The sequence below is a fragment of the Rhizobium sp. P2_G2 genome (assembly GCF_056403555.1).
The window spans coordinates 55,621-72,922 of the sequence record NZ_JBFUFF010000031.1 but is presented as its reverse complement, the minus strand read 5'-3'; the positions used below and the strand labels follow the sequence as shown (position 1 = coordinate 72,922).

Sequence of the window (17,302 nt, the reverse complement as noted above, 5' to 3'; positions counted from 1 at the left end):
GATTTGGACGGTCTCAGATGGTCGCGTCAGCGAAGCTCGCCGATCTGGCAGGTAGGGTGAAGCCCGAGAGGCCACGGCAGCGAGAAATCAAACCCGCCGAACCAGAATAAGCAAACCCAAGCGTCGGGCCGGGAGAACTATAAGCCTGACGACTTCAACCGCTCCAACCGCCCGGTGCGGACCCGCATGCCGGGTGGTGTGGGAGGGGCGGAGCTGATTGGCTCCCCCCTATCCCGATCCCGGGCATTCTCGCCCCACAATGGGATGAGTTCGTTAACTCACGCGGCCAATTTATCGCCGCGGGCCGTCCTGTCAATGCATGAGGCCGATATATTCAACTCCCGGTTCCATAAGGGCACGCTTCGGGTCTCGCCTTGCCTCGACGTAAAATGCGAGCCGCAGCGCCCATGCGCTTCACTCTGTTCCAGCCATCCATTCCTTGAGCATGAGGCTCGCTTTTGCCCCGATGGTCGCCAATATTTTTCCACTCATGTCGAAAAGCGGGTGCATCATACGACTATCATTATGAACCGCATCGGAGGACAAATCGCATGAAGTTGTATTTCAGCCGGAACCCAAACCCGCGTCTTGCCGTCGCCGTGGCGCGATTTCTCGACATGGAGATCGAATTCGAGTTCGCCTCGCCCCAGGCCTCCGGCCAGGCTGAGCGGTTCCGGGCGCTCAATCCCAACCTGCTTCTGCCGATCCTCGAACATTCCGGCGGCACGCTTTGGGAGGCCGATGCGATTGCCTGTTGGCTTTCCCGGCGCGCCGGTTCGACCCTATGGAGGACGGATGACGACGAGCCGGATATGATCCGCTGGATCAGCTGGGGCAAGGACAATTTCGTCAAGGCCTGCGACATCGTGCATTGGGAACGCGGCACCAAACTGCGATATGGCATTGGCACCTGCGACGAGACCATGGTCGAGGAGGGCCTGAGGCAGTTTCACAGGGCGGCGAGCCTGCTTGAAAATGCGCTTTCGGATCGCCTCTGGCTGCTGGGGGAAACGATCTCGTTTGCCGATTTCCGCATGGCAACGTTCCTGCCTTTCAACGATGCCGCCCGCATGCCGATCGAGGACTATCCGGCGTTGAAGCGCTGGGCGGATCAATTGGATCGGATTGAAGCCTGGGCCGATCCTTTTCGGGGACTGGACGCACCCCAGCTGCCGCCAGTCCCCTCTTCGTGAAAGGACCTAATCATGAGAGATACCGAAGGCGCTCCGAGCCCTGACCGTTTTTATCATGGTACGCGCGCTGATCTAAAACCCGGAGACCTGATAGAGGTCGGCTATAGATCCAACTTCGGCACCGGCAAGCCTTTGTCGTGGGTCTATTTCACCCGTACGCTGGATGCAGCGACTTGGGGCGCGGAGCTTGCCGCCGGCGATGGCAGGGAAAGAATCTACATCGTGGAGCCAACAGGGCCGTTCGTGGACGATCCCAACCTGACGGACAAAAAATTTCCTGGCAATCCCACGCAGTCATACCGCTCGCGCGAGCCGCTCCGTGTCACCGACGAAGTCACGGAGTGGCAAGGTCACTCCACTGGACAGCTCCAGCAGATGAAGGACAATGTCGCCCGACGAAAGGCCGAGGGTGCGGAGATTATCGACTGATCTGACCCAGCTGCCTGCTGACTACAGGTGCCGGGGAGTGAATTGTTCGCCGACGGAGGGCTCTATTGCGCGTGCAGGATCGCCAGGCCCAGGAAGGCGAAGCTCCCCAGGGCGGTCAGGGACAGCACGCCGGCCAGAAGTACCCGGCCGCCGGAGGCGAACACTGTGCGCATGTTGACCGAAAGGCCGAGTGCGGCCATCGAGATGGTGGTCAGCAAGGCCGAACCGGCCCTGGCGGTGTCGACCATTGTTACGGGAACGAGGCCGAAGCTGCGCAGGCCCATCATGGCGAAGAAGCCGATGATGAACCATGGTACCAGGCGCGCAAAGGCGATGCCGCCCGCCTGCGTTCCGCTCCTGCCGTCCTTCAGGCGCAGCGCCAGCACGACGGGACCGAGCATCAGGACCCGCATCAGCTTCACCAAGGTGCCGATCTGCACGCTCGCCACGCCGATCGGCGCGGTAGCGGCCAAGACTTGCGGCACGGCATAGACGGTCATGCCGGCGAAGACGCCGTATTGCCATTGGCTGAGATGGAAAACCGGGAAAAGCGGCGGCAGGAGAAGAACCACGACGATGCCGAGTGCCGCGGTGAAGGCGATCGAGGCTGCGACATCGTCCGACTTGGCGCCGATGACCGGGGCCGCGGCGACGATGGCCGAATTGCCGCAGATCGAATTTCCGCACGCCACCAGGGTCGCCAACTGGTCGTCGAGACCAAGCAGGCGGCAGATGCCGTAACTCGTCATCAGCGAGGCGACCACCGTTGCGACCACGATCGCGACCATTTCGGTGCCGGCGTCGGAAATGGTGGCGACGCTCACGGACGCGCCGAGCAGCACGATCGCCAGTTCGAGGATGAATTTCGCTGAGAAATCAACACCCGGCTTCAGCCAGGATGGCAATCCGAAGACGGTGTGGAACACTGTGCCGAGGACGATGGCAAAGACCAGCCCGTCGAGTAGTTCGAAGCCGAAGACGCTTTTCTCCGCGACCACCAGGGCATGCGCCAGCAGGGTGATCGCGACAGCGGCCGCGACGCCAGGACAGATTTTTAAGAATTGACGAATTGGCAACTCGAATATCCCACACATTCGATTGATTGCAGGATATTATTTCCGTATGTTCTTATCCATCGAATAAAACATGATGTTTCATTCGATTTTGCCGAACGATAGGTGCGGACCGGCGATCTGACCGCCGTCCCCCGTCCTGATTATTGGAAAGGGACGAAGGTGCCCGGAGCGCCGTGTCAAAAGCGGATCTATCTCGAAATACGCGTCGATAGAATGATCGATGTGAGAGTGCGCTCGACTCCAGCCAGCTCCCCGATGCGATCGATCACCCTATCAAGCTCGGTGACATCAGGCGCGGTGACGATCGCGATCAGATCATAAGGGCCGTTGACCGAATAGAGCAGCTCGACTTCCTCGATGGCCGAAAGCTCTTCCGTGACCGAGACGAGGGCCTTGGGAGCAATCGTGATCAGGATATGCGCCCGCAAAAGCGTCGACAGATAGCGCTCGGAAAGGCGGACACCGTATCCGGCTATGGTGCCGTTTTGCTCGAGGCGTTCCAAACGGGTCTGAACCGTCGTCCGCGAAAGGCCGAGACGCTTTGCGATTGTCGCTAGGGGAGTCCTCGCATTCGCTCCCAATATGGCGAGGAGTTCGCGATCTTTGCTCGATATGGTCACTTCGTCGAAATTCTCCGTCAGTTTGTATTAAATCTAGCGTCATTTTGTAAAAAATACAGCTATGAACTGACTAGTCGGAGCTTCATTCTTTGCAAGGAGTTTTCAAGGGAAAGGGCCTGCAATGAAACATGTCGCCATCGTTGGTGCAGGGAAAATCGGTAGCGCCATCGCTGCCATGCTTGTCGATAGCCGTGACTATGCGGTCACCGTGATCGACAGGAGTGCTGCGCAACTCGCAGGCATTCCGTCGCATCCCGACATCTCCACCCAGGCGCTGGATATCGCCGATGCCGCTCGTTTGCAGCAGGCGTTGAAGGGCAAATACGCGGTGCTGTCGGCCGCGCCGTTTCATCTGACCGGGCAGGTCGCCGAAGCCGCAGCGGCTGTCGGGGTTCATTATCTCGACCTGACCGAGGACGTCGCCACCACGCGTCACGTCGAAGCGCTCGCACTGACGGCGAAGTGCGCGATGATACCCCAGTGCGGGCTCGCGCCAGGCTTCATCTCGATCGTCGCGAACGATCTGACCAAGCGCTTCGACGCGCTCGACAGCGTGCGCATGCGCGTTGGAGCGCTGCCGCAGTATCCGTCCAATGCTCTCAGCTACAATCTGACATGGAGCACGGACGGTCTGATCAACGAGTATATCGAGCCCTGCGAGGCGATCGTGGAGGGGCGTCTGGTCAATGTTCCCGCGCTCGAGGAGCGGGAGGAGTTCTCGCTCGACGGCGTGACATACGAGGCGTTCAACACCTCTGGCGGCCTCGGGACGCTGGCAAAGTCGCTTGAGGGCCAGGTGCGCAACATGAACTACCGGACTGTGCGCTATCCAGGCCATCTCCTCATCGTCAAAGCGCTTCTTAATGACCTCAACCTGAAGAACCGGCGCGACCTATTGAAGGACGTCTTCGAAAACGCTCTGCCGGCGACGATGCAGGACGTCGTGGTGATTTTCGTCACTGTGTGTGGCTGGAAGGACGGACGCTACCTGCAGGAGACTTACGCCAACAAGGTCTATGCCGATGTGGTCGGCGGCAAGATGATGAGCGCCATCCAGATCACGACGGCCGCGGGCATCTGTGCCGTGCTCGATATGCTGGCGACGGACAAGCTGCCGCAGAGGGGTTTCGTCCGCCAGGAGGAGGTCTCGCTTGCGGACTTCCTCGGAAACCGCTTCGGACTGCATTACGCCGGAAGGCAGCCGGGTCTGGCGAGAACCGCGTGAAGTCGCGATGACATCCGAGGTGAAGGCGGCTTGAACCCGCCTTCACCGATCGACGCCGCCCTATTGCGAATTGGGTCGCGTGATATGCTCTAGCATCGATGACTGCTTAAACGCGTTGCGTCCATGCGTCAAAAGCTCTGCAAGGCGCCCGACGCCGTCGGGGATCAAATGAGCCGGCATTGACGCATATCCAAAGATGAAGCCTGCGCGCCGATCTCTCGGACAGGTGAACAGACGCGAGACCGGATAAATTCCGATGCCGTTTTTCCGTGCATGATCCACGAAGCTTTGTTCGTATTGGGCTTCCAGGTCATTGAACCAGACCACGACATGCAAGCCCGCGGACGTGCCGACGATCTCGACCTGGTTTGCGAAAGCGCCGGCCATGGCATCGAGAAAAACCCTTCGCCTCTCGGCATTCGTCCGGCGCATTTTCCGTACATGTCGCTCGTAGGCGCCGCTTTCGATGAAGGCCGCGAGCGCCTCCTGCTCGAACAGCGCGCTATGACGGTCCATGATCTGCTTGCAGCGAACGAACGGCTCGACGAGTTGTTGGGGCAGGACGAGATAGCCGAGACGAAGCGTTGGAGACAAGGTCTTCGACACCGTTCCGACATAGATGACCCTGCCATGGCCCGACAGATAGAGTGGCGGGATCGGCCGGACATCGTAGCGGTATTCGCCGTCATAGTCGTCTTCCACGATGTGGACGTTTCCCGCTTCGGCCCATTCAACCAGTTCGCGACGGCGGCCAACGGAAAGAACGCCGCCCAATGGAAACTGGTGGCTCGGGGTAACGCAGGCGAGCGAATATCCCGACGACACCGGCAACTGCGCCGTCACCATACCGTCTTCATCACAGGGAATGGCCGTCGGTGCCGCGCCCAGTGAAACCAGCACGTTGCGCGCCATGGCGTAGCACGGTTCCTCGATCAGCACCCGGTCGCCGGGATCGACGAGAACGCGTGCTGAGAGGTCCAGCGCCTGCTGGGAGCCGCTGACAACGACGATCTGCTCGACCTCGCAGCGGATGCCGCGCGCACGCCAGAGATATCCGCGGAGCGCCTGCCGTAGAGCCGAGCTACCCGCAGGGTGCCCATAGCTGAGGCGATCGCGGTGCGCGAGCACGGCCGCGCCAAGCGCCTTTCGCCATGCCAGTTTCGGGAAGTCGCCCGGCGCGACGTCGCCGTAGCGGAAATCGTATTCCAGTTGTCCGGCGTCGCCCGGCACGCTCGCGCGCAGTTGCATGGCGCGAGCCGCATAGGCCGACAGTCTTTGGGGCGCATCGTGCGATATGCTGTTCGGCTCGACGTCATCCGAGGCGACATTGCCGACGACATTGGCTTTCGCGCCGTGGCGCACCTGGACATAGCCCTCCGAGATCAGTTGCTCGAAAGCCGTCGTCACGGTCGTCCGGGAGACGCCAAGCTCTTCCGCCAATGCCCGCGTCGAAGGCAATCTGTCTCCCGGTGCATAGACGCCTTTGGCAATCTGGTCCCGCAAGGCGAGATAGATACCGCGCGCCGTTCCGACTTTCTCCTTGGCTCCGGCAAACTGGACCATTTTTTTTCTCCGAAACTGGCACTTCTATTCAGGCCAGTTGCCTGTGATAACGGCAGCAAGTCAAGGAGACCAGACAATGTATACGCCACCTGCTTTCGTCGTCGACGACAAGGCCGAACTCTATGAAATGATCCGGCACTGTCATCTCGCCAACTTCATCATCGCCACGCCTACAGGTCCGATGTGCACGCCGTTGCCGATGTTTGTCGACGCGACCGAGGGGGAAATGGGCGTCCTCTACGCGCATCTGGCACGGCCGAACCCGCAATGGCAGGCGGAGGTGGTCGGCCATGGTCTGGCGGTGTTCATGGGGCCGGACGCTTACGTCACCCCATCCTGGTATGCCGCGAAAGCCGAACATGGAAAGGTCGTTCCGACCTGGAATTACGCGGCCGTCCATGCATCAGGCCCCGTCGAGTTCTTTGATGATGCCGATCGGCTGCTCGATGTCGTAAGCCGCCTGACCGCTTTGCACGAATCCTCCCGCAAGTCGCCGTGGACGGTCACCGACGCGCCGGAGAGTTACATCAAGGCGCAGCTCCGCGGGATCATCGGCATCCGCATGCCGATCGCCGATCTCCAGGGAAAGCGGAAGATGAGCCAGAACCGTCCGGAAGCGGATCGTCGAGGCGTCAAACGCGGCATGGCGGAGCGCGGCGAGCGGCATGACGAAACGGTCGCCGAAATGATTCCGCTCTGATGTGGTGGAGAAATACCTGAATGTTCGTGCCTACCATCGATAAACGCATCGAGACCATCGCGCCCGGTTTCCGGGCGATGAGCGTCTTCGTCGACGCCTCTTCCGCGTCTCAAGGCGACTTCCCCCCGGATGTTCTCGCAAGCGCGAGCGCCTTCGTGATCGAAGGAGGCCCTGCCTGGGCAGAGGCCCATCTGGCGAGCTGGGCGGAAGCCTATCAGCGGTTCGGTGCGAAGCCGAACAGGACGCCCTGTTCGGCCCAGGCGTTGAGGAAGCGCGTGCTGAAGGACGGCAGCATGCCGTCGATCAACCCCGTCGTCGATCTCTACAACGCCGTCAGCCTGCGCTACGCCATCCCGGTCGGCGGCGAGAATGCCGACGCCTATCTTGGGCCGCCGCTGTTGACGGTCGCAGACGGCAGCGAGGTCTTCGACACCGTGATGAACGGAGAGGCAATCATCGAAAACCCGGAACCCGGCGAGGTGATCTGGCGTGACGGTGTCGGGGTGACTTGCAGACGCTGGAACTGGCGGCGGGGGACCCGTACGCGATTGGAGAATGCGGCCGGGCGGATGTGGTTCGTGCTGGAGAGCCTGGAAACCATGCCTGAGGACGCGCTCATGGAAGCGGCGGCAATGCTCGTGCAGGGATTGAAGACAGTGATGCCAGGGAGCGCTGTCTCCGCGAGCAGGGTTCGGCTTTCGGCAAGCGCGAACTGACGTTCGACTGGGTTTCTTTCCTAGGTTCAGGCGTCACTGACGCCGATGCTGGCGCGGACATGGAGACCGGGCGTGGTCGCGAGCTTGACGATGAGCGCGGACAAGCTGTCGAGGGCGACGTCGTGGCCGTGGAACGGTTCACCCTTCCGGGTGATCCGATAAGAGCCTCCAGGTGCTCGGGTGAACCAGCCCGGCCGAAGGATTGTGAAATCGAGGCTGGACGTTTCGATGAGCGCGGCCGAATCCCTGTAGGGATCGAGAACGCTGCGGTAATGCTCGCCCGGCACTTCGCCGTAGATGCCCATTGAACTGATGAAGATCAGCCGCTTCAGCCCCGCGGCGTCCATCGCATCGATGATTGACCTCGCCTGGCGCGCCATGTCTCCCGTCAGACTGGCGAACACGACGTCCTGTCCCGACATTGCGGTTCGCAACCTCGTCACGTCATTGACGTCGCCTTCGACGACCGTCACGCGGCCGGGAGAGGGATTTTCGAGGCGGCTCGCGCGACGCAGGTAGAGCGTCAGCTCGGCATCTGAGTCATCGAGAAAGGCCTTTGTCGTGTTGCGCGCCAACTGTCCGTTGGCACCAAGGATCAGAACGTTTGTCATGCGTATTTCCTATTCCCCCGGCGCCGTCAGTACGTCGAAGTGAGAAGTTCGACGAACTTCCATCTGCTGGCCCGCCGAACATAGATTTCCGTGAACTGAAGCCTGAATTGGCCGCGATGCCCTCCCATCGTGACGGTGAACACGGCCCTGCCTTTCAAGGTGGCTTTATCGCCCTCTATCGCGACCGACGCGCCTCTCGGCTCGATGCGATTGTAGACGAAACGTCCGGACCTAAGTTCTTCCATCCACTCCGCCTTGGAGGAGACATGTCCCGTGATGTGGACGAAGTGCAGATCGTCGTCGAAGAGGTCTTCGACGCGATCGATCTGCCCTGACGTCTTCCAGCCGAATTTGGCCAGAGACAACGCCAGGATTTCGTCTTCGACACTGCGGTTCGACGTGTTCACGAACGCTCACCGATAGGAATATTGCAGGAAGACCTCTGGAAGACGGGCGCCCTTCACGTTGATCTTGGACGCCTCGTCCTCGATCTCCGCGAGATCGGCGGCCGTCAGCAGGACGTCTGCAGCGCCGAGGTTTTCCTCGACACGGTCAAGCCGCCGGGTTCCCGGGATGGGTACGATCCAGGACTTCCGGGCCAATAGCCACGCGAGTGCCACTTGCGCCGGCGTCGCATTCTTGGATTTCGCGATCCGCTGCAGAAGGTCGACCATAGGCTGGTTCGCCTTGCGTGCGTCCTCTGTGAAGCGCGGTGAAGCCGCACGGAAGTCGGTCGCTTCGATCGTGGTATTGGCGTCGATCTTGCCCGTCAGATATCCCGCACCAAGGGGGCTCCACGGCACGAAACCGATCCCGAGTTCCTCGCAAATCGGAAGGATTTCCGGCTCCGGATCGCGGGTCCAAAGCGAGTATTCGCTCTGGATGGCGGTTACGGGCTGCACCGCATGTGCGCGCCGGATCGTTCCCGCCGCGGCTTCCGACATCCCGAAATGCTTGACCTTGCCTGCGGCAATAAGGTCTTTCACAGCGCCCGCGACGTCTTCGATCGGCACTTCCGGGTCGACGCGATGCTGATAAAGCAAATCGATCGTCTCGATGCCCAGGTGCTTCAACGAGCGATCCACGACCCGCTTTATGTGATCCGGCCTGCTGTTCAGGCCGGAACGCTGTCCGGTTTCGAAATCGATGTCGAAGCCGAATTTGGTCGCGATCACGACCTCGCTGCGGATCGGTCCGAGTGCCTTGCCGACCAGCACTTCGTTGCTAAACGGGCCGTAGGCTTCGGCGGTGTCGAAGAAAGTGACACCCCGGTCATGCGCGCCCCGGATGACGCTGATCGCCTCTGCGTCGTCGGGAGACGCGCCGTAGGTCGAGGCAAAGCTCATTGTGCCAAAACCGATTTCCGAGACCTCGAGGTCTCCAAGCAGACGTTTTTTCATTGGTAGCTCCTGTGTTCGATTGGTCGATGTCAACGATCGATGGCCGCATCGAGCGCCGCGGAAAGCGGTCCACTCTTGATCTCTATCGAGGCGAAGGCCCCGTCGATGGCCTTCAAGTCGGGCGCGCCCGCCGAATTCGATGACGAATATCTAGCGCATCAGCGATCATGCGATTAGGCTGCAAAATGCGCATCTGGTATTGAGGAAAATTCACAAATGGCTCGGGACAATGTCAACGATCTCGCTGTCTTCCTCGCTATAGCGCGAGAGCAAAGTTTTACGCGGGCGGCGGCGAAACTCGGCGTGTCGCCGTCCGCGCTCAGCCATGCGGTGCGCCTGCTTGAAGAGCGGCTTGGCATCCGTCTTCTCACCCGGACCACGCGTCGCGTTTCCCTGACCGAGGCCGGCGAGAAGCTGCTGAATTCGATCCAACCCCATTTCGACGGGATCGAAAACGCCTTGAGCCAGCTGACGGAACTGCGCGACAAGCCCGCCGGCCTGGTGCGCGTTACTGCAGGGGAGCACGCCGCGAACTCCATTCTCTGGCCGGCGATCCAACGACTTCTTCCTCACTGTCCCGATATCAAGTTCGAGGTCACGGTCGAGAGCGGACTGACCGACATCGTCGCCGAGCGCTATGATGCAGGCATCCGGCTCGGAGAGCAGCTGGATGCCGACATGATCGCCGTGCGGATCAGCCCCGAAATGCGCATGGTGACGGTCGGCTCTCCGGCGTATTTCGAGCGCAATCCGCGGCCGAAGACTCCGCAAGACCTGACATCGCATGCATGCATCAACCTCAGGCTACCAACATATGGCGGTTATCTGGTCTGGGAATTCGAGAAGGACGGACGGGAGGTGAAGGTCCGTGTCGATGGTCCGCTTGTGTTCAACAATTCCGCTATGGCCATGAAGGCGGCGCTCGGCGGTGCCGGCATCGGTCACTTTCTTGAGGATCACGCATTGGAGAACATTCGCGCGGGACGCCTGATTCCAGTGCTCGATGACTGGAGCCCGCCTTTCGCAGGCTATCATTTATACTATCCGAGCCGCCGCCAGATGTCTCCGGCGTTCGCGGTTCTCGTCGATGCGCTGCGCCACCACGCGCCTTGATCCTGATTTGTGAATTATTCTCAAGAACACATGCCGGATTAGCCGTCTAATCCGACAGATAGGTTGATGCTATTTCTCCGATCAAAGCGGCTCATGTCGCTGCAACGGGTATTGGAGAATGTCATGGAGATTAAGCGCGCAGGCAGCCAGCCGTCCGCCAAGGGGCCATCGGATTGGTTCACGGGGACGGTGCGGATCGATCCGCTGTTCGCTGTTCAAGGCGCGGCACGGGCCGCAGGCAATACCGTCACCTTCGAACCCTGTGCCCGCACGGCCTGGCACACCCATCCCCTTGGCCAAATCCTGATCGTCACCGCCGGTTGCGGTCGCGTGCAGCGCGAAGGCGGACCCGTCGAGGAAATCCGCCCAGGTGATGTCGTGCGGTTCGAGCCGGGAGAAAAACACTGGCATGGAGCCTCGCCGACGACCGCAATGACCCACATCGCGATCCAGGAGACACTCGACGGCAAGGCGGTCGACTGGATGGAAAAGGTCGCCGACGAAGACTACGGCGCAGCTTGAGAGACCATGTCGATGACCAACGCCACATCGCCGACGGTCAACAAGACCGCCATCCTGGCAATCATCCTGACGAGCTACGTGATGATCGTGCTCGACACGTCGATTGTCCTCACCGGGCTTCCCAAAATCCACAGAGAACTGGGTTTTACCGATCCTGAACTCGCATGGGTCCAGAGCGCCTACACCCTGACCTTCGGTGGGTTCCTGCTGCTCGGAGCAAGGGCGGGAGACATTCTCGGCCTCAGGCGAATGCTCACGATCGGCTTGGCAATATTCACCGTGTCATCGCTTGCCATCGGGCTCGTCCACACCCCGGCTTTCATGATCGCAGCGCGCGCAATCCAAGGCATCGGTGGAGCGATCCTGGCACCCGCAACGCTGTCGCTCCTGCAGGCCACCTTCGCCGCCGGACAAGAGCGTACGCGAGCGGTGTCTCAGTACAGCGCCGTGGCAGGCATCGCCGCGAGCGTCGGCCTTGTCCTCGGCGGCGTGCTTGCCGACTGGCTATCGTGGCGCGTTGGTTTCTTCATCAACCTTCCGATCGGAATCGGGATGATCGCCGCCGCTCTTCGGTTCGTTCCGGAGACTCCCAAACAAACAGGCCGTTTCGATATGGCCGGCGCGCTGACGTCGACCGTGGGGATGGTGGCGCTCGTCTACGGCCTCATCCGATCGGCCAGCCACGGCTGGGGCGATCACCTCACCCTGTCGGTCATCACTTTAGCTGCGCTCCTCATTGCCCTGTTTGTCGTGGTCGAAAGTCGAGCCGCGCAGCCGATCGTGCCGTTGCATCTGTTCGGCAGCCGAGAGCGCGTTGGTGCTTACACCGCGCGCGTGCTTTTCCTCGGTGCCATGGTGGGTTTCTTCTTCTTCACCACTCAGTTCCTGCAAAGCGTGCTGGGCTACAGCGCCGCGGTCGCCGGGTTAGCCTTCCTTCCCGCTACCTTGGTGAATTTCGCTTCTGCCATGGCGGTCCCCGCGTTGACGCAGAAAATCGGCAACGGCCGTCTGCTCGCCTTCGGTCTTGTCCTCAGTTTGATCGGGATGTTTTGGCTGAGCCGCGTGACCCCTCAAGCCGACTTCGTGACCGCTATTGCGTTGCCGATGGTGTTGATCGGCTGCGGTCAGGGATTCGTTCTCAGCCCTCTGACGACGGCCGGCATCTCCGGCGTCTCCGGTTCCGATGCCGGTGCGGCCTCCGGCGTCGTCAACACCGCCCATCAACTTGGCAATTCGCTCGGCCTGGCTGTCCTGGTCGCGGCCGCGGCGTTCGGCACGTCTGGACTGGCGGGAACCGAGCTTCTCGCGCAGCGCGTGACCATCGCCTTGACCGGCTCGTCCGTGATGATGGCGCTTGCACTTGCATTGGTCGTGGCCCTGGTCGCCAGGCGTCGGCGACCCACCGCAACCGCATTGGTCGGCTTAAAGGTTTCTACGCTCGAGAGAGAATCCATCTGAAAAAGGAGATTGAGATGCAAAAGCGCAAACTCGGAAAATCGGGACCCGAAGTCTCGGCCATTGGCTTCGGCTGCATGGGGCTAACCTATGCCTACGGTTCCGTGATGGAACGGCAAGACGCGGTCAAGCTGCTGCGCGCGGCGGTCGAACGGGGCGTGACCTTCTTCGATACGGCCGAGGCTTACCAAAACGGCAACGAGGAATTCGTCGGCGAAGCACTCGAACCGTTCAAGGGGCAGGTTGTCATCGCCACCAAGTTCGGCTTTAGGAACGGCGAAGTCGCCCAAGGCATGGATAGTCGCCCGGAGAACATCCGCAAGGTCGCCGAGACCTCACTCAAGCGGCTGCGGGTCGACAGCCTCGACCTCTTCTACCAACACCGCACCGATCCCGAAGTGCCGATCGAGGACGTCGCCGGCACGATCAAGGACCTGATTGCCGAGGGCAAGGTCAAGCACTTTGGCATGTCGGAGGCTGGCGTCGATTCCATCCGTCGCGCCCACACCGTGCAGCCCGTGGCCGCGCTCCAGAGCGAATATTCGCTGTGGTGGCGGGAACCTGAAAAGGAAATCCTCCCGCTTTTGGAAGAACTCGGCATCGGCTTCGTGCCCTTCGCCCCGCTCGGCAAGGGTTTCCTGACAGGCGCGATCGACGCCAACACCACTTTCGCCAAAGACGATTTCCGGAACTTGGTTCCCCGCTTCGCCGAAGACGCCCGAAAGGCCAACCAGAAGCTCGTCGACGCTGTCGGCCTGATTGCCGAGAGCAAGGGCGTCACCCGGGCGCAGATCGCGCTCGCCTGGCTCATCGCCCAGAAGCCGTGGATCGCACCAATCCCCGGGACGACGAAGCAACACCGCCTCGAAGAGAATGTCGGTGGCGCTGACGTGGAATTGACGCCGGAAGACCTCGCGCAAATCCGCGAGGCGCTCGAGGGCATCGAAGTCCAGGGCGCACGATACCCTCAACATCTTCAACAGCGCGTTGGCAAGTGAGGCGGCGCGGACGCCGGCAGATGGATGAAGCCCGTGAAGTGAATGGTTGGTGTTCGCAACGGGAAGCAAAGCAGCGGAAATGCTTGAGGTAATTGAAGCACCGTTCGATGCGATTGTGATCTTTGCAGACGACTGGATCATGCGCGATCATGATCTTGCCGGACCGTTTCGACGGGATGACCGCCTCGGCACCCATCTATCGGACAGTGCCGCCATGCGCAGGGACTGGAAAGCACGTTTCATCCAAGTTGCGTCATCGCGTTTCGAAGCCGCAACGCGCTGACCGGATTTGGTCAGAAATCGACCTGCGATCCCTCAGCTCGGCTTGCGAAGCGCGTCCACGATCACCGAGAAAGCCGGCAGGTTCTGTCGCCGGCTGGGATAGTAGAGGTAATAGCCGGGGAATTTCTGCGACCAGTCGTCCAGCACGAGCTGCAGGCGCCCGGCTGCCAGATGCTGCTCGACATCGCTTTCCGGCACGAAGGCGATGCCATGGCCCTGAAGGGCGGCATCGACCATGTCCCTGGAGGCGTTGAAGGTCAGCTGTCCTTCGACCCTGACCCTGACCTCCTCGCCATCTTTCTCGAATTCCCAGGCATAGAGACTGCCAAGCCTGTCGAGACGCCGGTTGATGCAATTTTGGCGCATCAGTTCCTGCGGTGTTTTCGGTATGGCGCGAGACTTGAAATAGCCGGGAGAGCCGACGGCCACCAGGCGCCAGTCCGGCCCGATCCGCACCGCCACCATATCCTTTTCGAGACTTTCGCCGAGCCTTACACCGGCATCGAAACCATCCTCGACGATGTTGCGAAAACTGTTGTCGATGCTGAGTTCCAGCCGGATATCCGGATAGTCGGCTAGGATGGGCGATAGTTTCGGCCAGACTACGCTTTCCATGGCGTGATCGGAAAGCGTGATCCGGACAGTGCCGGCGGGCTTGTCGCGATAGGCCATCAAGGCCTCGATATCGGCTTCGATTTCGGCGATGCGTGGGGCCATCGATTGCCGCAGGCGCTCCCCGGCCTCGGTGGTCGCCACGCTGCGGGTCGTGCGGGTCAGGAGCCGGAGACCCATGCGCGCCTCGAGCTGCCGGACGGCGTGACTGAGGGTCGATTGGGCAATTCCCAATTTGGCCGCGGCCTTGGTGAAGCTGCGCTCCTCGGCAACGGCGAGGAACAACAGCAGTTCGTTGAAATTTTCGCGCGCCAATCTGCATCCTCCGGCTCATCTGATCGATGCGCATTATTAGCAGATTTCGATAAGTCCATGCAAATTGCCGTGTCTAATCCGGATTATCGAAGGGTGCTATCTGTCTCCGCGAACCGGAATGAACACGGGCGCCGTCGCCCGGACAGCCAGAGATCGGATATAACATGCTCGCAACCGTCCTTCACGCCCCCGGCGACATTCGCTGCGAGGAAGTCGCCGAACCCAAGATCCTGAAACCCACCGACGCGGTCATCAAGCTCTCGGCATCCTGCGTCTGCGGCTCCGATCTCTGGCCCTATCGCGGACTTCAACCGGTCAATGGCCTGCAACATATGGGCCATGAATATTGCGGCGTGGTCGTCGAGGTCGGCAGCGAGGTGAAGACCATCCGCCCCGGCCAGTTCGTCGTCGGCTCGTTCTGCCTCTCGGACAATACCTGCCCACATTGCCGCTTCGGCTTCCAATCCTCCTGCGAGCATCGTGAGTTCATGTCGGGCGCGCAGGCGCCCTATGCCCGTATCGCGCTGGCGGACGGCACATTGGTTGCGACCGACGGCATGCCGTCCGACGACCTGATCCCAAGCCTGCTGGCGGCCTCCGATGTTCTCGGCACCGGCTGGTATGCTGCAGATGCCGCACGTGTCACGCCGGGATGCACGGCAGTGGTGGTCGGCGACGGCGCGGTCGGCCTGATGGGCGTGCTGTCGGCCAAACAGCTTGGTGCCGCGCGCATCATTGCCATGAGCCGCCACAAGGCGCGTCAGGAACTCGCCCTGGAATATGGCGCCACCGACATCGTCACCGAACGCGGCGATGCAGGCGTGACCAGGATCAAGGAATTGACCGGCGGCGTTGGCGCCGACTCCGTGCTGGAATGCGTCGGCACGCAGGAATCGATGATGCAGGCGATCAACTGCGCCCGGCCCGGCGGCGCGATCGGGTTCGTCGGCGTGCCGCATGGCGTGGAATTGGACGGGCAGATGCTGTTCTTCCAACAGAAGAATCTCATGGGCGGGCCGGCCCCGGTGCGCCGCTTCCTGCCCCATCTCATCGATCTGATCATGACGCGGAAGATCAATCCCGGCAAGGTCTTCGATCTCGAACTGCCGCTGGCCGATGTCGCCCGGGGCTACAAGGCCATGGACGAGCGCAGCGCGATCAAAGCGCTGTTGCGGATGTGAGCGCGCCCCGCGCTGCGGAACGCGAAATTCCCGCGGCGCAAAGCCCGATGGCAAGCCGTCGCCGGATGCGGTCAACACCCCTCAGGGAAAGCGTTATGGAAGCCACGTACAATAACCGCATCGAGACCACGGCCAATCCTTGGGGCACGGTCTTGTGCATGACGCTGATGTCCTTCGTGCTCGTTGCCTCGGAGTTCATGCCGGTCAGCCTGCTGACGCCCATTGCCGATGATCTCGGCATCAGTACGGGACAAGCCGGCCAGGCGATTTCCATCTCGGGCTTCTTCGCCGTGGTCACCAGCCTGTTCAGCAATGCGCTGCTGGCACGCCTGGACCGACGCACCGTGGTCCTCGCCTATACCGGCGTGCTCGTGGCCTCGGGACTGGCGATCACGTTTGCGCCGAACTACCTGGTCTTCATGCTGGGGCGAGCGCTGATCGGCGTGTCCGTCGGTGGCTTCTGGTCGCTGTCCACGGCCATATTGGCGCGCATCGCTTCCGGCAGCGACCTGCCGAAGGCGCTGGCCATGCTGCAGGGCGGCACCGCTCTGGCCGCCATCATCGCAGCACCTCTGGGCAGTTTTCTGGGCGGATTGATCGGATGGCGCGGTGCCTTCTTCATCCTGGTCCCGATCGGGATCGTCGCGCTGATATGGCAGGCAGTCATGCTTCCGCGCATGCCGGGCAGCGCGAGCGGGTCCGTTACCGCCACGTTCGGCCTGCTGCGCAACCGCACTTTCGCCATCGGCATGGCGGCGATGACGTTCTTCTTCGCCGGACAGTTCGCGCTGTCCACCTATTTGCGGCCCTTCCTGGGCGGCGTGACCGGCCTTGAGATCAACAGCCTATCGCTGGTGCTTCTTGGGATCGGCTTTGCCGGACTTGCGGGAACTTCGTTGATCGGCTTCGTTCTGCGCTCGCATCTCAGCGCGGTGCTGGTCGGTTTCCCGGCGGCGCTGATGGTGATCGCGGGGCTGTTGATACCGCTTGGGCCATCTGCCATGGCGACCGCGGCGATGCTTTTCCTCTTCGGTTTTTTCACCACGCCCGTTCCGGTGGCCTGGAGCACATGGATGACCCGCGTCATTCCTGGCGAACTCGAGGCCGGCGGCGGGCTGCAAGTGGCCCTCATCCAGTTCGCCATAACCTGCGGTGCCTTCATTGGCGGAATATTGTTCGACAGCAGCGGGTGGTGGAGCCCGTTTGCTTTCAGCGGCATCCTGTTTCTGGCTTCGAGCGTGATCGCAGTCGGCGTGGCGCGATCGCCGCAAACAAAAGCATAAGGAGAAAA

The 17,302-nt window shown here is 61.2% G+C and carries 19 protein-coding genes; 12 read left to right on the top strand and 7 right to left on the bottom strand.

The genetic code is table 11. From position 1 onward, the window contains the following. The first annotated feature begins 551 nt into the window (after positions 1-551). Positions 552-1,193 carry a glutathione S-transferase family protein gene (locus AC1D06_RS21500; RefSeq protein WP_477987859.1) on the top strand — a complete coding sequence of 214 codons (642 nt, stop codon included), beginning with the start codon at positions 552-554 and terminating at the stop codon, positions 1,191-1,193. Between the two features lie 12 nt (positions 1,194-1,205). After that, positions 1,206-1,622 (top strand): NAD(+)--rifampin ADP-ribosyltransferase, encoded by a 417-nt coding sequence (gene arr, locus AC1D06_RS21495; RefSeq protein ID WP_477987858.1) that lies wholly within the window; start codon positions 1,206-1,208, stop codon positions 1,620-1,622. Positions 1,623-1,684: 62 nt separating this feature from the next. On the opposite strand, the gene AC1D06_RS21490 is transcribed toward arr, so the two are convergent. Together AC1D06_RS21490 and AC1D06_RS21485 are read right to left on the bottom strand one after the other, a co-directional pair. Further along, positions 1,685-2,698, bottom strand: a complete 1,014-nt coding sequence (locus AC1D06_RS21490; protein WP_477987857.1) for a YeiH family protein — start codon at positions 2,696-2,698, stop codon at positions 1,685-1,687. A 188-nt stretch (positions 2,699-2,886) separates the two neighbouring features. Then, entirely contained in the window at positions 2,887-3,318 is a 432-nt protein-coding gene (locus AC1D06_RS21485) for an Lrp/AsnC family transcriptional regulator (RefSeq protein ID WP_477987856.1), read from the bottom strand. A gap of 121 nt (positions 3,319-3,439) precedes the next feature. Between AC1D06_RS21485 and AC1D06_RS21480 the strand changes: the two genes are divergently transcribed. Then, positions 3,440-4,543: a saccharopine dehydrogenase family protein gene (locus tag AC1D06_RS21480; protein ID WP_477987855.1), complete on the top strand. Its 1,104-nt coding sequence runs from the start codon at positions 3,440-3,442 to the stop codon at positions 4,541-4,543. A gap of 60 nt (positions 4,544-4,603) precedes the next feature. Here AC1D06_RS21480 and pdxR read toward each other — a convergent pair whose 3' ends face one another. After that, positions 4,604-6,106 carry a MocR-like pyridoxine biosynthesis transcription factor PdxR gene (gene pdxR, locus AC1D06_RS21475; RefSeq protein WP_477987854.1) on the bottom strand — a complete coding sequence of 501 codons (1,503 nt, stop codon included), beginning with the start codon at positions 6,104-6,106 and terminating at the stop codon, positions 4,604-4,606. 76 nt (positions 6,107-6,182) lie between these two features. Here pdxR and AC1D06_RS21470 point away from each other — a divergent pair, with 76 nt between their 5' ends. Continuing rightward, positions 6,183-6,806, top strand: a complete 624-nt coding sequence (locus tag AC1D06_RS21470; protein WP_477987853.1) for an FMN-binding negative transcriptional regulator — start codon at positions 6,183-6,185, stop codon at positions 6,804-6,806. 20 nt (positions 6,807-6,826) lie between these two features. Continuing rightward, entirely contained in the window at positions 6,827-7,522 is a 696-nt protein-coding gene (locus tag AC1D06_RS21465; RefSeq protein WP_477987852.1) for a B3/B4 domain-containing protein, read from the top strand. Positions 7,523-7,548: 26 nt separating this feature from the next. On the opposite strand, the gene AC1D06_RS21460 is transcribed toward AC1D06_RS21465, so the two are convergent. The 3 genes from AC1D06_RS21460 to AC1D06_RS21450 are packed head-to-tail and all read right to left on the bottom strand — an operon-like array spanning position 7,549 to position 9,533. Continuing rightward, positions 7,549-8,133, bottom strand: coding sequence for an NAD(P)H-binding protein (locus tag AC1D06_RS21460; RefSeq protein WP_477987851.1), 585 nt, complete (start codon positions 8,131-8,133; stop codon positions 7,549-7,551). A 26-nt stretch (positions 8,134-8,159) separates the two neighbouring features. After that, entirely contained in the window at positions 8,160-8,540 is a 381-nt protein-coding gene (locus AC1D06_RS21455) for a nuclear transport factor 2 family protein (RefSeq protein ID WP_477987850.1), read from the bottom strand. A gap of 6 nt (positions 8,541-8,546) precedes the next feature. Then, on the bottom strand, positions 8,547-9,533 hold the full coding sequence (locus AC1D06_RS21450; protein WP_477987849.1) for an aldo/keto reductase: 987 nt from the start codon (positions 9,531-9,533) through the stop codon (positions 8,547-8,549). 216 nt (positions 9,534-9,749) lie between these two features. Between AC1D06_RS21450 and AC1D06_RS21445 the strand changes: the two genes are divergently transcribed. The 5 genes from AC1D06_RS21445 (at position 9,750) to AC1D06_RS21425 (ending at position 13,904) form a co-directional block, all read left to right on the top strand. Next, positions 9,750-10,646, top strand: a complete 897-nt coding sequence (locus tag AC1D06_RS21445; RefSeq protein ID WP_477987848.1) for a LysR family transcriptional regulator — start codon at positions 9,750-9,752, stop codon at positions 10,644-10,646. Between the two features lie 123 nt (positions 10,647-10,769). Beyond that, positions 10,770-11,168 (top strand): (R)-mandelonitrile lyase, encoded by a 399-nt coding sequence (locus AC1D06_RS21440; protein ID WP_477878083.1) that lies wholly within the window; start codon positions 10,770-10,772, stop codon positions 11,166-11,168. Positions 11,169-11,174: 6 nt separating this feature from the next. After that, a complete protein-coding gene (locus AC1D06_RS21435; protein WP_477987847.1) occupies positions 11,175-12,626 on the top strand; it encodes an MFS transporter in 1,452 nt (483 codons plus the stop codon). A gap of 14 nt (positions 12,627-12,640) precedes the next feature. Next, positions 12,641-13,621 carry an aldo/keto reductase gene (locus tag AC1D06_RS21430; RefSeq protein WP_477987846.1) on the top strand — a complete coding sequence of 327 codons (981 nt, stop codon included), beginning with the start codon at positions 12,641-12,643 and terminating at the stop codon, positions 13,619-13,621. Positions 13,622-13,667: 46 nt separating this feature from the next. Further along, positions 13,668-13,904 (top strand): hypothetical protein, encoded by a 237-nt coding sequence (locus tag AC1D06_RS21425; RefSeq protein ID WP_477987845.1) that lies wholly within the window; start codon positions 13,668-13,670, stop codon positions 13,902-13,904. A gap of 32 nt (positions 13,905-13,936) precedes the next feature. Here AC1D06_RS21425 and AC1D06_RS21420 read toward each other — a convergent pair whose 3' ends face one another. Continuing rightward, positions 13,937-14,830 (bottom strand): LysR family transcriptional regulator, encoded by an 894-nt coding sequence (locus tag AC1D06_RS21420; protein ID WP_477987844.1) that lies wholly within the window; start codon positions 14,828-14,830, stop codon positions 13,937-13,939. A gap of 164 nt (positions 14,831-14,994) precedes the next feature. Between AC1D06_RS21420 and AC1D06_RS21415 the strand changes: the two genes are divergently transcribed. Together AC1D06_RS21415 and AC1D06_RS21410 are read left to right on the top strand one after the other, a co-directional pair. Continuing rightward, positions 14,995-16,011 (top strand): zinc-dependent alcohol dehydrogenase family protein, encoded by a 1,017-nt coding sequence (locus tag AC1D06_RS21415; RefSeq protein WP_477987843.1) that lies wholly within the window; start codon positions 14,995-14,997, stop codon positions 16,009-16,011. Between the two features lie 95 nt (positions 16,012-16,106). Beyond that, complete coding sequence (locus tag AC1D06_RS21410) at positions 16,107-17,294, top strand: MFS transporter (RefSeq protein WP_477987842.1); 1,188 nt, start codon at positions 16,107-16,109, stop codon at positions 17,292-17,294. Positions 17,295-17,302 lie beyond the last annotated feature (8 nt).